Below are 14,185 nucleotides of genomic sequence, written 5' to 3' on the forward strand. Positions count from 1 at the left end.
CAGCAGCGGTGGTCAGGCTGGAGATGACCTTGTCGCTGATGGCAGCCACTTCAGCAGTGGTGAAGAGGGCCAGTTCGGCAGAGTTGAAGGTCGTGAAGACGGCCTTGTTGAGCGCTGCGATCTGGGCGCTGTTCAGGGCTTCGACCTGTGCCGTGCTCAGGGCGGCGGCCTGCTTGCTGGTCAGGGATGCGATGTTCTTGGCTTCGATGGCGGCGAGCTGGCTGGTGCCCAGGGCTGCGATCTGCTTGGTGTCGAGGCCCGAGAGCTGCTTGGCGGTCAGCGCCTTGAACGTATTGGCGTCAAGGCTGGCCAGCTGGGTGGAGGAGAAAGCGTTCAGCTGTGCAGCCGAGAGCGCTGCGACCTGTCCGCTCGTCAAGACAGCGACCTTGGCGGTCGAGAGGCCTGCGATGGTGCCGGTTGCGAGGCCGGAGATGGCCTTCGGGCTGATGGCGGCAACTTCAGCCGTGGTGAAGAGGGCAATCTCGGCGGAGTCGAACGTGGTGAAGACGTCGTAGCCGAGCGCCGAGATCTGCGAGGCAGAGAGGGCCTCGACTTCGCCGGTCGTGAATGTGGCAACCTGGGCGCCGGTGAGGACGGCGGCCTGCTTGTTGGTGAGGCCCTGGATGTGGCCGGATTCAAGAGCTGCGATCTGGGTTGGATCCAGACCACGCAGTGCCGTCGCGGTAATCGCGCTGATCTGATCGGACTTGAAGGATACGAAGCTGGTCGTCGTGAAGGCGTTCAGCTGCTTGGCATTGAGTGCCGCGACCTTTTCGGCGGAAAATGCCGAGACATCCGCTGTACCCAACGTGCCGATTTCGGCAACGGTGAGCTTCCGGATCTGGCTGACGGTCATCGAGGAAATATCAATAGTCATGGACGCGCCCTTGTTCTAGCTAATGGTCAACGTCGTTCTCGTGCTACCGGCCGAGCGAGAAGAGTGTCGATCTTCTCCCCGGGCCCCAAGCGCGCCATGCGCCAGCCGTATCACCGTTCGGTCGGGCACCATACCTGGCGCTCGGATCCGCACGTCCGGTTGAACGAAAACAATGTTACTTGAAACATGGCTCGAACGAGCCAGCGCATCGGAAGGGCATCATGCGCCGAAGCCTTGGACAGCTTCGATCCCTACGCCATTTGAGTCGCAATCGCCTTGCATCGGCTATGCTGTTGCCGGGAAGCGCGCACAGGGCTTTTCATACCCGTGCTACTCCCCTTTTCGACCTATGCCATTTCTAAACCGGCAGCTTTTAATATTGAGTTAACAGGCCGCGCACGGGTTGCACTCCTGCCGGCGTCGCCGCCCCGGCGTTTCGCCGTTTCCGGGAGGGCTGCCTGCCCTTTGAGGCTGCCCGGAAACGAAACGCCCGAATGGCCATGACGCGCCGCAATGCCGGTCCCGGACGGCCCGCTGACCATGAAATATGGCCATGAAAAATTTACGCTCTCTTCGGTTTCCTTTATGAAGCCTTAACGGCATTAACCATTTGTTAACCATTTCTCGTTAACCAGTCGTTAAGAACGATGGATCCGCGCTCAGGGCAAACGAGTGGCGCCGGATGCATGAAGCCCTCCGTCGTTACCGGTCCCCACCACACTCCGGCATGTCCCCGATAATCTCCTTTTCCAGGACGAATGCCGATGACCAGTATCTTGACCAACTCCGCCGCCATGGCGGCGCTGCAGACCCTTCGCTCCATCGACAACAACATGCAGACCACGCAGGCGCGTGTCTCTTCCGGCCTGCGCGTCGAAAGCGCCGCCGACAATGCCGCCTACTGGTCGATCGCGACCACGATGCGCTCCGACAATCGTGCGATCTCCACCGTCGCCGATGCTCTTGGCCTCGGCGCGGCCAAGGTCGACACTGCCTATACCGCGCTGGAAAACGTCATCGAGGTGATGAGCGAGATCAAGGCCAAGCTGGTGGCAGCCCGCGAACCGGGTGTCGACAAGAACAAGATCAACGACGAGATCAAGGAACTGAAGAACCAGCTCGTTTCGACGGCTCAGTCGGCATCCTTCTCCGGCGAAAACTGGCTCTACAATTCCGGCACCGACCCGCTCGGGGTGAAATCCGTCGTCGCCTCCTTCGTGCGCACCGCCAGCGGCAATGTGAGTGTCGCCACGCTCGATTTCGATACCCAGAATTCCCTTTTGATCGATGTCGAGAATCCCGCCGCCGGATATCTCACCAAGGCCATCGATGCCTCCGCGCTTTCGGACGACCCGGCCGCGCTGACCGGCGACTACTATCTCATCGACATGAGCAAGGTGATCGATACGGCGAGCCCGGATACGGGCGAGGAAATCCAGATCGACGGCTCCACCGACAATGAAGCACTCGACGCAATGATCAGCGTCACGGATTTCATCATCAAGGATCTGACGAACGCCGCCTCCACGCTCGGCGCCATCACCAAGCGCATCGAGATGCAGGAGAGCTTCGTCGCCAGCCTCGGCGACGTGATCGACAAGGGCATCGGCCGCCTGGTCGATGCGGACATGAACGAGGAATCGACGCGGCTCAAGGCGCTTCAGACCCAGCAGCAACTCGGTATCCAGTCTCTGTCGATCGCCAACTCGAGCGCAGAGAACATCCTCCAGCTCTTCCGTCAGTAAGGGCAGGCAGGTTTCGAATCCGCCCGGCCATTGGTCATCGGCCGGGGCGGGCGGTTGGGCCGCGCAATTGCCCTGGTGCGGCCCAACACCCTTCATCTTCATCCTCGCACAAGTTTGGTTCCCTAGGTTCGGTGCACGATCAGGAAGATTGTCCGCCTTTCGCCTCCGGAAGGCGGATGTCCGGGGAGACAGGTCAACGGTGTTGTCAGGTAAGAGTGTATTTACGAGCGAAGGTCGATGTGGCCCGCGGGTATCCCGCCGGGCCTCCTTGGCTTTCGTCCGGCAGGCAGACCGGCCGGAGGCGGCGGTATGAGCGCCCATCTCGCCCGCTACCTCAAGGATTTCGGTGCGCCTCCACGCGCCCAGACGCCTGCCTTCCAGCCGCCGAGCTTCATGCAGGACGAAGCAGCCGTTGCTGCCGGGGAGCCCTTCGCGCTGCCGTCGACCTTGCCGGAGGTGGATGTGGAGGCAGAGCGGGCCGCGTCCTTCGCGGATGGCCGCGCAGAAGCCGAAGTTGAGCTGCTCGCCAGGCACGATGACGCCATCGCCGCCCTGAAGGCGGCACACAAGGCCGAACTCGACGCGCTGAAGGTGCGCTACGAGCAGGACTACGCCACGGCGCTTGCCGAACGGTTTAACGCCCTGACGGGTGAGGTTGCCAACGAGGTTGCCGCGCAGGCGGCGCAGGTTCTGGCTCCCGTCATGAGCCATGTGCTGACGAAGGGAGCGGTCTCCGATCTCGCGCGCCTGATCGCTGAAGGCTTGCACGACGGCGAGGGCCTCACGATCACGGTGAAGGGGCCGTTGAACCTCTTCGAGCAGTTGAAGTCGCATTTCGAGGAAGCCGCGCCGATCTTCCGGCATGTCGAAATGCAGGATGTCGATCTGACGGTGGAATTCGGTGACGCCGTCCTGGTAACGCGGATGGCGGCCTGGGCTGACACGGTACGCAAGGTGCTTGCATGAGCGAAGGCGAAAATCACCACCACGGCAGGAACGAGATCATCATCGTCAAGCGCCATGGCGATCACGAAGGCAGCCACCATGCAGCCGCGTGGAAGATCGCCTATGCAGACTTCATGACGGCCATGATGGCGTTCTTCCTCGTGATGTGGCTCGTCAATGCCGCGAACGAGGAGACCAAGGCGTCCGTCGCTTCCTATTTCAATCCGATCAAGCTGACCGACGACAAGCCGGCGGAGAAGTCCGTAAAGAAGCCCGCCAACAGCCAGGAAGGCGAGGCGACGCAGGACAAGTCGAAGGAAGAAGGTCAGCAGCAGGCGAGTGGCAACGGCGCTGAGAAGGGCCAGGACCACAAGACGACGGCCGGTGAGGAAACGAAATATTCCGAGGCCGATTTCTTCAACAATCCCTATTCGGTTCTTTCCGAGATCGCGCAGGAAGTCGGGCAGCAGGCAAATGTCAGTGCCAAGGGCGAAGGCGGCGCGGCCAATTCCGGTCCCGCAACCGGCGCCAATGGCGGCGAGGCCTACCGCGACCCGTTCGATCCCGATTTCTGGACGCAGCAGGTAGAAATTTCCGAAGCGACCGATGCCGGCAGCGAGGCGCAGGTGAAGGCGGACCAGTCCGGCCAGCAGATGGCCGCCGTCGATACCGACAGAACGGTTGAGGAAGCGCTCGAAAAGGCCGACGCGGAAACTGCGGCCAAGAAGGCGGAAGAAGACAAGGCCGAGGCGGAAAAAATTGCCGCCGATGCCGCCAGGGCCAAGGACGAAGAGCAGGCCGCGGAACTGAAGAAGCAGATCACGCAGGAGATCGGCGCGATCGGCAAGCTGGCCGAGGGCCTGACCGTCACGCCCGCCGAGGGCGGTCTGCTCGTGAGCCTCACCGACCAGCTCGACACGCCGATGTTCAACATCGGTTCGGCCGTGCCGCGGCAGGAAATGGTTCTTGCCATGGAAAAGATCGGCAAGATCCTCGGCGAGCGGCCGGGTGCGATCGCCATCCGCGGCCATACGGATGCCCGCCCCTTCGCTGGCGGCAAGAACGACAACTGGCGTCTGTCCATGGACCGTGCGCAGAGCGCCTACTACATGCTGGTGCGCGGCGGCCTTGAGGAAAAGCGCGTCAGCCAGGTGACCGGCTTTGCCGATCGTCGGCTGAAGATCGAGAGCGATCCGATGGCCGATGCAAACCGGCGCATCGAAATCCTCATTCAGGTCGGAGGCGGCTGAAGCGATGCGGTCTTTCCGGCGCCTTTTTCTGACGGGGACGGTTTTCTGCGCGACGCTTGCGGCAACCGTATCCGCGCGCGCCCAAACGCCGGACGACCTTGCGCCCTACAAGATGATCCGCTCGCTGCAATTCGTGCAGGATACGGTGGTGCTCGGCGATCACTCCGCGATGGAGATGCAGCGCTTCCTGCTCACCACCATCGATGAGCGGTTGCGCTCGGCCGATCCCTCCATCTTCGACGACCCGCGCAATGTGGATGCAGCCCTTGTCTATGCAATGAGCGGCGGCAATCCCGAGACGCTGGAACTCCTGCTCAAGAATGATATCGCCGGCCACTTCGATTCCCGTCTCACCGATACCTTGCGCAACTATCTTGGAGGCCGGGGCAGCCAGAGCGTGAAGTCGCTCGCGGAAATCTTCCCGGAATACAAGCGTTCACGCGTCGGGCCCTATCTGGCGCTCGTTTCTGCCAATTCGGTCATCCGCAAGGACCCGAAGCTGGCGCTCGGCTATTTCGACTGGGCGCGTCTTGCCGCGCCGGGCACGATCGTCGAGGAAGCGGCGCTGCGCCGCTCCATCTTCATTGCCAGCGAAGCCGGCTGGATCGACAAGAGCATGCTCTATGCGAACCGCTATGCGCGCCGCTATCTGCGCTCGCCCTATGCAAGCCAGTTCGCCGACCTTTTCGTGAAGCTTGCCGTCGATCATTTCGATGCGCTGAAGGAAGAGGACATTCTCGAAGTCCTTTCCTTCATGGATGTGCCTCGCCAGCGTGAGGTCTATCTGCGCATGTCGAGGCTCGCGGCGATCTCGGGCAAGAACAAGCTTGGCGCGCTTGCGGCGGAGCGGGCCCAGTTTCTCTCGGAAGACGATGAAAGCCTGCCGAAGGTGCTGGCGGACCTCTATTCGGGTCTCGCCCTGGTGCCGTCCGGTGACGTCGCTGCGGCGATGGACTCGATCGTCGCCATTCCGGACGACAAGCTCTCCGTCAAGGACCGGGCGCTGAAGGCAGCCGCCCGCGCGGTGGCCGAGGAGGTGCTGCGCACGCCGCAGGCTTCCGGAACACGGCCGACGGTGACGCAAACGGAAACGCCGATGGATGCGGAGGCCGCATCCTACGAGGACCTGGACGCCGATACGGCGGCGCAGTCGATGGACCCGCGGGCAGGCGGCGGCGAGACGCCGGTCGCGGCTGCCAAGGCGGAAAAAGAAAAGAACGAAGAACAAGGGCAGCAGGAAAAGGCGGGCATCGACCCGGCATTCGACAGCTTCGTGTCGGGTGGCCGGTCCAAGCTCGACGAGATCGATGCGCTCTTGAAGGGAGAAGGCAGTTGAGCACTATCGCTAGCGGAGTTTCGGGCGCCCTGCCGGGGCAGGCACCATCCAAGGGCAAGGCTGGGCAAGGTGCCGCCGGCGCTTCGGAAAAAGGCGATTTTGCGCTCACGATCGCCAGCCTGCGCAGCAGGGACGAAGACGGGGAACGCAAGGGCGGACACGTCTCGATCTCCGGTAGGGGCGAGGCGTCTGACGCCGGTCAGGACCAGTCGCTTTCGGCCCGAGGCAAGCCGGACGGCCGCGCGGCGGGCGATTTTGCGGCGACGATTGCGAACCTTGCCGGTGACGGCGAGGCAGGCAACAAGGCTGTTTCGGAACGCGCCAGCCGCGAGCGGATGAGCGGTGCGGTGGAGAAAGGCGTCCATCGCGACGCGCAACCCACCTTCGGCGAGAAGACGGCATCCGTCGCAGACGCCGCCCGCCCGGGCCGCAAGATGCTGGTGGAGGGCCGTGAGGGAACCAGGGCCGGGGCGTCGGAAGCGAACGATGCGGAGGGCACAGGGGAGGCGACGGCGGACAACACGGATGTCGGTAACCTCCTTGAATTGCTGGGCGCAGCCGGTGCGTCGCCCCATGTGATCGTCAGCAATGCCGCCGGCAGCCTTGCGGCCTCCGGTGCCGCGCAGGACGCGAAGGTGCAGGGTGGCAAGGCTTCGTCGAAAACAGATCCGGCTGCGGAGAAGGCTGCTGGCGGTCGGGCGGATGCGGCCCACTCGGACGATGGCGCCGACGCGGTGCAATCGGATACGGACCAGCTCTTCCGCATGATCCGGGCGGATGGCAAGGGCCGCGACCTCGACATGAACCTCAACGGCGCCGGCGATCGCGCGACCTTCCGCGACGCCAATCCCACCGGGCCGAAGGGCGAGACGGTAACCGTGGTCGATGCGCGCCGCTATATCGGCCTGGCGCAGACCGGCAATGCGGCCGCCGTGACGGGCGCGATCACGCAGGACCCGGCGTGGACGGCTTCGCTCAGCGCCACCGGCGGGTTGACCCACGCAGAAGCTGCGATGACCGGCAAGGTCGTCAATACGCTGAAGATCCAGATGAACCCGATCGAGCTTGGCCTTGTGACGGCGACGCTGCGCCTCCATGGCGACGAACTCGTCGTCTCGCTGCAGGTGGAAACGGGCGAGGCCTATCGCCAGCTCACCGATGACCAGGACGCCATCGTTCGCGCGTTGCGTGGCCAGGGCTTCGCGGTCGATCAGGTCACCGTGCAGCTTTCCTCGGCGGATCGTGGCGCGGGCACCCAGCAGGGCGACGGACAGGGGCCGCAATCGCAGCAGCAGTCCTCCAGCCAGGCGCAGGCCCGCGAAGGCGGAAATGGTCGTGAGCGGGGCGGTGAGCAGGATACGTTCGGACGTGAGGGAAGATCCCATGAAGGCAACACGGAAACCTCTTCTGGTCCTGCTGGCAGTCAGCCTCTGCGCTCTGGCGGCGTCTATCTCTGATGCGGCAGCAGCCGTCGGCAGCTGCGAGCGGGAAATCCTCGCCGCTGCCGCCAAATACGATGTCCCCGCCGGCATCCTCTACTCGGTCGGGCTCACCGAGACCGGCCGGAAGGGATCGCTCCAGCCCTATGCCCTGAACATCGAGGGCAAGGCCTATTTCGGCGCGAGCCGGCAGGATGCGCTCCAGACGTTCGAAGCGGCGCGCGCGCGCGGCGCCAAGCTGATCGACCTTGGATGCATGCAGATCAACCACCACTTCCACGGCGGCGAGTTCGCCTCGCCGGCCGAAATGTTCGACCCGCGCAAGAACGTCGAATATGCGGCTGCGTTTCTGGCACGCCTGCATGCCCGGCATGAAACCTGGACGATGGCCGTCGCGCGCTATCACGCCGGCCCGAACAACGATCCGGCGCAGAAGCGCTACGTTTGCCGGGTCATCGCAAACCTGGTGGCGACGGGTTATGGCAGCTGGACGCCGAACGCAAAAAGTTTCTGCCAGTAATTCAACCAGTCGTTGAAATTGCCCGCTTGAAGGGGCTGTGCCGCAATGTGGCAGGAATGCGCCCTATTTTAGAGCGCCAAGGTGCGCTGTTAACCTTTGTTAACCTTTTCACTGGAAAATTGTGGTGATATCCGGGCGCCCGTACTATATCTAGATCAAATCGGCACGCGGTTCTTAATCAATTATTAAAACCAGCCAATTAAATCCTCTAGTTGCCGGTGATTCGCCCGATTCGTACGACTGCCTGAATGAAACACCACAGTGATTCGGAGGCGGACGAATGATCGTAGTGGTTGATGAGCGCGAGCTCGTTAAGGACGGCTATACTTCTCTTTTTGGTCGCGAGGGCGTGCCCTCGACGGCTTTCGATCCTCGGGAATTCGGCGAGTGGGTCAATACCGCTGCCGATTCGGATATCGATGCGGTCGAGGCATTCCTGATCGGCCAGAGCCAGCTCCACATGGAGCTGCCCCGTGCGATCCGGGATCGCTCGCAGGCCCCGGTGATCGCGGTCAGCGATACACCTTCGCTGGAAAACACCCTTGCGCTCTTTGACAGCGGCGTCGACGACGTCGTGCGCAAGCCCGTGCATCCTCGTGAAATCCTGGCCCGTGCGGCGGCCATCCGGCGCCGCCTCAAGGCGCTTGCCAATCACACCGAAATCGGTCCGATCCGCGTCTTCTCGGACGGCCGTGACCCGGAAATAAACGACGAAGTCTTCCCGCTGCCGCGCCGCGAGCGCCGGATCCTCGAATACCTGGTCGCCAACCGCGGCCGCCGGCTTTCCAAGACCCAGATCTTCAATGCGATCTACGGCATCTTCGATGAAGACGTCGAGGAAAACGTCGTTGAAAGCCACATCAGCAAGCTGCGCAAGAAGCTGCGCAAGAAGCTCGGTTTCGACCCGATCGATTCCAAGCGCTTCCTTGGCTACTGCATCGACTGGCAGAGCTGAATTTGATTGCTGGCATACGGGGAGGGGTCCCCGGCAGCCAGCTTCACGCAAGGCCCGTCCCATAGGGTCGTAGTGACGAGACGAACGGGGAAATCACATGAGCCTTTACGGTACGATGAGAACGGGTGTTTCCGGCATGAATGCCCAGGCGAACCGCCTGAGCACGGTGGCCGACAACATCGCCAACGCGAACACGACGGGCTACAAGAAGGCCTCGACCCAGTTCTCTTCGCTGATCCTGCCCACGACCGGCGGCGCCTACAATTCGGGCGGCGTGAACACGGACGTGCGCTACTCCATTTCCGCGCAGGGCACCTTCACCTATACGAATTCCGCGACGGATCTTGGCATCAACGGCAAGGGCTTCTTCATCGTGCAGGGTACGGACGGTCAGGAATACATGACCCGCGCCGGCGCCTTCACGCCGATGAATGACGGCACGCTGCGCAACTCCGCCGGTTTCACGCTGATGGGCTATCCCTATTCCTCCACCGAGGATCCGACGATCGTCATCAACGGCTTTGCGGGCCTCGAAGAAATCAATCTTGCGTCCGGCGAGTTGAACGTGAAGGCGTCCGAAAAGGGTTACCTTCATACGAACCTGCCGTCGAACGAAGATGATGGCTTTAAGAAGTCCACGTCGCTCGTCGCTTATGACAGCTTGGGCAATACCCGCAAGCTCGACTTCAACTACACAAAGGTCGGCACCATCGCAGGCCCGCCGCCGAGCAGTGAATGGGAATTGGAAGTCAACTATACCGACCCTGATTCCGGGACGGTAACGCAGCTTCTTGCACCGGTCACCCTGACATTCGATTCGGAAGGCAAGCTGGTTTCTCCCACGGAGATCACCACGGACGAGCTTATGGTTGGCGGGGGCGTTCTCAATCCGCTGGACATTTCCATCGGCGGTGCGACCGGCGGCTCGACGCAGCTGGCGGCCTCCTTTGCAGCCAAGGGCGACATCGATGGTATCGGCCCGAGTGGCGTGGCCGGCTATGAGATCAGCGACGACGGTATCGTCTACCTGAAGTACGAGAACGGCGACATCGCGCCGAAGTACCGTATCGCCATGGCGAACGTTCAGAGCCCGGACAATCTCAAGCCGCTTGCCGGCAACGTCTATGCGCAGAGCCCGGAGTCCGGTGTCGTCGTCATGGGTTATGCCGGCAATGGCGGCTTTGGCAGCGTCATCTCGGGTGCGCTTGAGGATTCCAACGTCGATATCGCCGAAGAGCTGACGAGCATGATCGAGTCGCAGCGCAATTACACGGCGAACTCGAAGGTCTTCCAGACCGGCTCGGAGCTCATGGAAGTTCTCGTCAACCTCAAGAGATAAGGCGGCCCAGGCCGCATATGCATTCGAGAGTTAGGTAAAACCGATGTCGCTTACAGCAGCAATGAAGACTGCTCAGTCCAGTTTCTCCAACGTAGGCCTGCAATCGGCCGTCGCGTCGAAGAACATTGCCAATGCAAGCAACCCGGCCTACGCCCGCCGTGCCGCAATTCTCGCCACGGCGTCCTCGGGCGCAACGGTCGTCGAAACGCAGCGTGCCCAGAACGAAGCCCTGCTGAAGCAGAACCTGCTCAGCATTTCCAAGGCTGCCGGTCAGGACACGTTGCTTGCCGGCCTCACGCAGATGAAGATGATGCTCGGCGGCGAGGACTACGAACTCGCCCCGTCCACCTATCTCGCGAAGTTTCGCGACAACCTTCAGGCCTTCGCCGACAAGCCGAACGAGGTATCGCTGGCCGAGACCGTCGTGTCCGACGCCATCGACGTTGTGAACTCGCTGAACAGCACCTCGACCGCGCTGCAGAAAATGCGCGCCGAGGCGGATGCGGACATCGACACCGCGGTCGTCGAGATCAATCGCCTGCTCAAGGAATTCCAGACCTATAACGACAAGGTCAGGCAGAGCACGGCTGCCGGTGCGCCGGACAACGATGCCCTCGACCAGCGCGACAAGCTTCTGACCGAGATTTCGGCGATTGTCGGCGTGACCACCGTCAACCGCACGAACAACGACCTCGCGCTCTATACCAGCGACGGCACGGTGCTGTTCGAGACGGTCGCGCGCAGCGTGTCCTTCGTCCCGACGACGACCTATACGGCGACCGTCGACGGCAATCAGATCCTGATTGACGGCGTGCCGGTCCAGGCCGGTACGGGCGGCAACACCTCCGCTCAAGGCTCGATCGCGGCACTCCTCCAGCTTCGCGACCACGCCGCGCCGGCCTCCCAGGCACAGCTCGACGAAACGGCTCGTACCCTCATCAACATGTTCTCCGAGAACGGAGTGGACGGCCTCTTCGTGCGCAACGGCGTTGCCGTCGGGGACGACCTTAGCGTCACTGGCGTCGTTCCGGGTCTTTCGACCGTCATCAAGGTGAACACGGACGTGATCACCAGCCAGGGCGGCAATGCGATGCTGCTGCGTGACGGCATCACCACCTCCTTCAATATCGGTGACAATGCCAGCTTCTCCGAGCGCCTGAACCTCTATGCAGCGGCATTCGAGACGCCGGCGGACTTCGATTCTGCTGCGGCCATTGATACGACGGGTACGATCCTCGCCTTTGCGACCGGCTCGGTCGGCTGGCTGGAAGCGATCCGAAGCGCCGCCTCGACTGCGGGCGACGACAAGAACGCCCTGCTCGGACGCACGCAGGAAGCGCTCCAGAACGTCACGGCCGTCAGCCTGGACGAGGAGCTCGCACTGCTTCTCGATCTCGAGCAGTCCTACAAGGCGTCAGCGAAACTCATGGCGGCGGTCGATGAGATGATTACCGCTCTTCTCCAGGCAGCGGGTTAAGTTATGAAGACTTCTTTCGTTTCCAACATGTCCCTTCAGAATTCGATGCGGCTCACCGTGGCCAAGGCGCAGAAGGAGATGTTGCAGCTTCAGGAAGAGACGGTCACCGGCCGCCATTCGGATGTCGGTGCCGTGCTGGGCGCCAAGACCGCGCGGACGCTGAATTTGCACCGCGACCTGCAGCGCATGGAATCGCTGAAAAGCACGAATGCCCTGACCACGCAGCGCCTCTCGGCATCGCAATTGGCCCTCGGCCAGATGTCGGGTGCGGCGAACGACGCCATGGAGGTGCTGATCGCGCTGTCCGGCATCACGTCGGCCGACCAGCTGGCGCTGGCGCAGGAGAGCATCGGCAAGGCCCTGTCGACGTTCACCGCTGCAGCCAATACGTCCTTCAGCGGCGAATATCTGTTTGCAGGCATCAATTCCGACGTGATGCCCTTCAAAGACTATTTCCAGACGTCGCCTGCCTCGCCCGCGAAGGTCGCTTTCGACACCGAATTCGCGAACTTCATGATGGCGAACGGGTACTCCTCGACAGAGGAGATCACGCCGGCCGCCATGGAGAGCTTCATAGCCGATCTTGAAACCAGCTTCATGGACGACTCCTATTGGGAGACGAACTGGTCGAATGCATCGGACGAGAACATGCAGAGCCGCGTCAGCGCCGCGGAAACCGTCCAGAGCTCGACCAACACCAATGCGGAGGGTATGCGTCGCATGGCGCTCGGCCTGGTGCTCGGTCAGGAACTCCTTGCGCTTGGCCTTACGGAGCAGACGCGCAAGACGGTCAGCGATGCGGCGATCGACTATATGGGCCGCGCGATTTCCGGCGTCGATGGCGAACGCTCCAAGCTCGGTATCTCCGAGGCGCGTGTCACACAGGCCAATGTCTCGCTCAATGCTCAGATCACCATCCTGAGCGCCAGCATCCAGGACATGGAAGGAATCGATACCTACGAGGCGGCGACGCGCGTGACCACGCTCGAATCGCAGCTCTCGCTCGCCTACACGCTGACCTCGAGGATCCAAAATCTCAGTCTGCTGAACTACCTCTGATGAACCAGAGGGTACGGACACACATGAAGGATGTCTGAATGTACCAGTTTTCATATGCCGAGATCATGGAGGAGGGCGTTGCCGTCTCGAAGGATCGGGAACGGCAGGTCCTTGAACGGTCGATTGCGCTTCTGAAAGCGGCAATGGCAGTGGAGGACCGCTACGGCAAGGAGGCGGTGGAAGCCGTCTATTTTACGCGTCGGGTTTGGATACGCTTTATCGAAGATCTCGGAAATCCGGAAAACCAGCTCCAGGACGAACTTCGGGCCAATCTCATCTCGATCGCCATCTGGATTCTCAAGGAAATCGAAAAGATCCGCAAACGCGAATCCAGGAACTTCCAGGGCATCATCGACATCACCACCATCATCAAGGATGGCATCCAATGAAAAGTACGCTGCGTATATCGCTGAAGTCCGGTGAACGCATTTTTGTCAACGGCGCGGTTCTGAGGGTCGATCGCAAGGTCGCGATCGAGTTCCTCAACGACGTGACCTTCCTTCTGGAAAATCACGTCCTGCAACCGGAGCAGGCGACCACGCCGCTTCGCCAGCTCTATTTCATCGCGCAGATGTCGCTGATCAATCCGGAAGGCGCCGAACAGTCGATCGCGATGTTCCGCAAGTCCGTCATCATGCTGCTTTCCTGCTTCAAGAACGAGGAAGTGCTGGCCGAACTCAAGCGTGTCGACGCGCTCGTCACGCAAGGCCGTGCCTTCGAGGCGCTGAAGGCCATCCGCGGCCTGTACCCGATCGAGGATCGCATCCTCAACAGTCAGGAAATGGCGCCGGCCACGATCGAACAGATCCGCAGGGAGATTGCACCATGGTAGACGCTGTCGGTTCCCCGACCTCTGCCGGCTACACGCCCACTGTTACGGGCGCCGAGTCGAACAAGGATACGAAAGACGCCACGCTGAACTACGAGAGCTTCCTCAAGCTGCTCGTCGCGCAGATGAAGAACCAGGATCCGACCGCACCGATGGACGCGAGCCAGCAGATGGCGCAGCTTGCGACCTTCTCGCAGGTCGAGCAGACCATCAAGACGAACAAGAACCTGGAAAGCCTGCTTCAGCGCACGTCGCTACAGGAGGCCAATGCCGTCATCGGCCGTACCGTCACCAGCCAGGACGGCAAGGTTTCTGGCGTCGTCAAGGAAGTGGCGCTATACAATGACGGTATTGTTGCGACGCTTGATTCGGGTGAGAAGCTTGTCATCGGACCCGGCGTAATCGTGAAGTGAA

At 61.7% G+C, this 14,185-nt stretch carries 13 protein-coding genes and 1 pseudogene; 13 read left to right on the plus strand and 1 reads right to left on the minus strand.

Annotation, left to right across the window (positions count from 1 at the left end; genetic code table 11):
• A pseudogene (locus tag WA950_RS07635) lies at positions 1-877 on the minus strand (ice nucleation-like protein); the annotation flags it as partial.
• Positions 878-1,641: 764 nt separating this feature from the next.
• Between WA950_RS07635 and WA950_RS07640 the strand changes: the two are divergent.
• From WA950_RS07640 to flgD, 13 genes are all read left to right on the plus strand, one after another.
• Complete coding sequence (locus tag WA950_RS07640) at positions 1,642-2,622, plus strand: flagellin (protein ID WP_424551105.1); 981 nt, start codon at positions 1,642-1,644, stop codon at positions 2,620-2,622.
• 309 nt (positions 2,623-2,931) lie between these two features.
• Positions 2,932-3,588 (plus strand): hypothetical protein, encoded by a 657-nt coding sequence (locus tag WA950_RS07645; protein WP_424551106.1) that lies wholly within the window; start codon positions 2,932-2,934, stop codon positions 3,586-3,588.
• Positions 3,585-4,817, plus strand: coding sequence for a MotB family protein (locus WA950_RS07650; protein WP_424551107.1), 1,233 nt, complete (start codon positions 3,585-3,587; stop codon positions 4,815-4,817). The genes WA950_RS07645 and WA950_RS07650 overlap by 4 nt, the downstream gene beginning before the upstream one ends.
• 4 nt (positions 4,818-4,821) lie before the next feature.
• Positions 4,822-6,153, plus strand: coding sequence for a chemotaxis protein MotC (gene motC, locus WA950_RS07655; RefSeq protein WP_424551108.1), 1,332 nt, complete (start codon positions 4,822-4,824; stop codon positions 6,151-6,153).
• Positions 6,150-7,610 (plus strand): flagellar hook-length control protein FliK, encoded by a 1,461-nt coding sequence (locus tag WA950_RS07660; RefSeq protein WP_424551109.1) that lies wholly within the window; start codon positions 6,150-6,152, stop codon positions 7,608-7,610. Before motC ends, WA950_RS07660 begins: the two co-directional genes overlap by 4 nt.
• Positions 7,537-8,112 (plus strand): transglycosylase SLT domain-containing protein, encoded by a 576-nt coding sequence (locus WA950_RS07665; protein ID WP_424551110.1) that lies wholly within the window; start codon positions 7,537-7,539, stop codon positions 8,110-8,112. Before WA950_RS07660 ends, WA950_RS07665 begins: the two co-directional genes overlap by 74 nt.
• A 280-nt stretch (positions 8,113-8,392) precedes the next feature.
• Positions 8,393-9,067 carry a transcriptional activator Rem gene (gene rem / locus WA950_RS07670; protein WP_424551111.1) on the plus strand — a complete coding sequence of 225 codons (675 nt, stop codon included), beginning with the start codon at positions 8,393-8,395 and terminating at the stop codon, positions 9,065-9,067.
• Between the two features lie 97 nt (positions 9,068-9,164).
• Entirely contained in the window at positions 9,165-10,406 is a 1,242-nt protein-coding gene (locus tag WA950_RS07675; RefSeq protein WP_424551112.1) for a flagellar hook protein FlgE, read from the plus strand.
• Positions 10,407-10,449: 43 nt separating this feature from the next.
• A complete protein-coding gene (gene flgK, locus WA950_RS07680) occupies positions 10,450-11,883 on the plus strand; it encodes a flagellar hook-associated protein FlgK (RefSeq protein ID WP_424551113.1) in 1,434 nt (477 codons plus the stop codon).
• A 3-nt stretch (positions 11,884-11,886) separates the two neighbouring features.
• Positions 11,887-12,942 (plus strand): flagellar hook-associated family protein, encoded by a 1,056-nt coding sequence (locus tag WA950_RS07685; protein WP_424551114.1) that lies wholly within the window; start codon positions 11,887-11,889, stop codon positions 12,940-12,942.
• 38 nt (positions 12,943-12,980) lie between these two features.
• Positions 12,981-13,331: a flagellar biosynthesis regulator FlaF gene (gene flaF / locus WA950_RS07690; protein WP_424551115.1), complete on the plus strand. Its 351-nt coding sequence runs from the start codon at positions 12,981-12,983 to the stop codon at positions 13,329-13,331.
• Positions 13,328-13,774, plus strand: a complete 447-nt coding sequence (gene flbT, locus WA950_RS07695; protein ID WP_424551116.1) for a flagellar biosynthesis repressor FlbT — start codon at positions 13,328-13,330, stop codon at positions 13,772-13,774. Before flaF ends, flbT begins: the two co-directional genes overlap by 4 nt.
• Complete coding sequence (gene flgD / locus WA950_RS07700; protein WP_424551117.1) at positions 13,768-14,184, plus strand: flagellar hook assembly protein FlgD; 417 nt, start codon at positions 13,768-13,770, stop codon at positions 14,182-14,184. Before flbT ends, flgD begins: the two co-directional genes overlap by 7 nt.
• Position 14,185 lies beyond the last annotated feature (1 nt).

Source organism: Shinella sp. (assembly GCF_049651085.1).
GTDB lineage: Bacteria > Pseudomonadota > Alphaproteobacteria > Rhizobiales > Rhizobiaceae > Shinella.

What these genes read in the sequence shown, in the direction of transcription:
- WA950_RS07645 (WP_424551106.1), top strand. Translation starts at nt 2,932, where the DNA reads ATGAGCGCCCATCTCGCCCGCTACCTCAAGGATTTCGGTGCGCCTCCA.
- rem (WP_424551111.1), top strand. Translation starts at nt 8,393, where the DNA reads ATGATCGTAGTGGTTGATGAGCGCGAGCTCGTTAAGGACGGCTATACT.
- WA950_RS07640 (WP_424551105.1), top strand. Translation starts at nt 1,642, where the DNA reads ATGACCAGTATCTTGACCAACTCCGCCGCCATGGCGGCGCTGCAGACC.
- flgK (WP_424551113.1), top strand. Translation starts at nt 10,450, where the DNA reads ATGTCGCTTACAGCAGCAATGAAGACTGCTCAGTCCAGTTTCTCCAAC.
- WA950_RS07665 (WP_424551110.1), top strand. Translation starts at nt 7,537, where the DNA reads ATGAAGGCAACACGGAAACCTCTTCTGGTCCTGCTGGCAGTCAGCCTC.
- motC (WP_424551108.1), top strand. Translation starts at nt 4,822, where the DNA reads ATGCGGTCTTTCCGGCGCCTTTTTCTGACGGGGACGGTTTTCTGCGCG.
- WA950_RS07685 (WP_424551114.1), top strand. Translation starts at nt 11,887, where the DNA reads ATGAAGACTTCTTTCGTTTCCAACATGTCCCTTCAGAATTCGATGCGG.
- flgD (WP_424551117.1), top strand. Translation starts at nt 13,768, where the DNA reads ATGGTAGACGCTGTCGGTTCCCCGACCTCTGCCGGCTACACGCCCACT.
- WA950_RS07675 (WP_424551112.1), top strand. Translation starts at nt 9,165, where the DNA reads ATGAGCCTTTACGGTACGATGAGAACGGGTGTTTCCGGCATGAATGCC.
- flbT (WP_424551116.1), top strand. Translation starts at nt 13,328, where the DNA reads ATGAAAAGTACGCTGCGTATATCGCTGAAGTCCGGTGAACGCATTTTT.
- WA950_RS07650 (WP_424551107.1), top strand. Translation starts at nt 3,585, where the DNA reads ATGAGCGAAGGCGAAAATCACCACCACGGCAGGAACGAGATCATCATC.
- flaF (WP_424551115.1), top strand. Translation starts at nt 12,981, where the DNA reads ATGTACCAGTTTTCATATGCCGAGATCATGGAGGAGGGCGTTGCCGTC.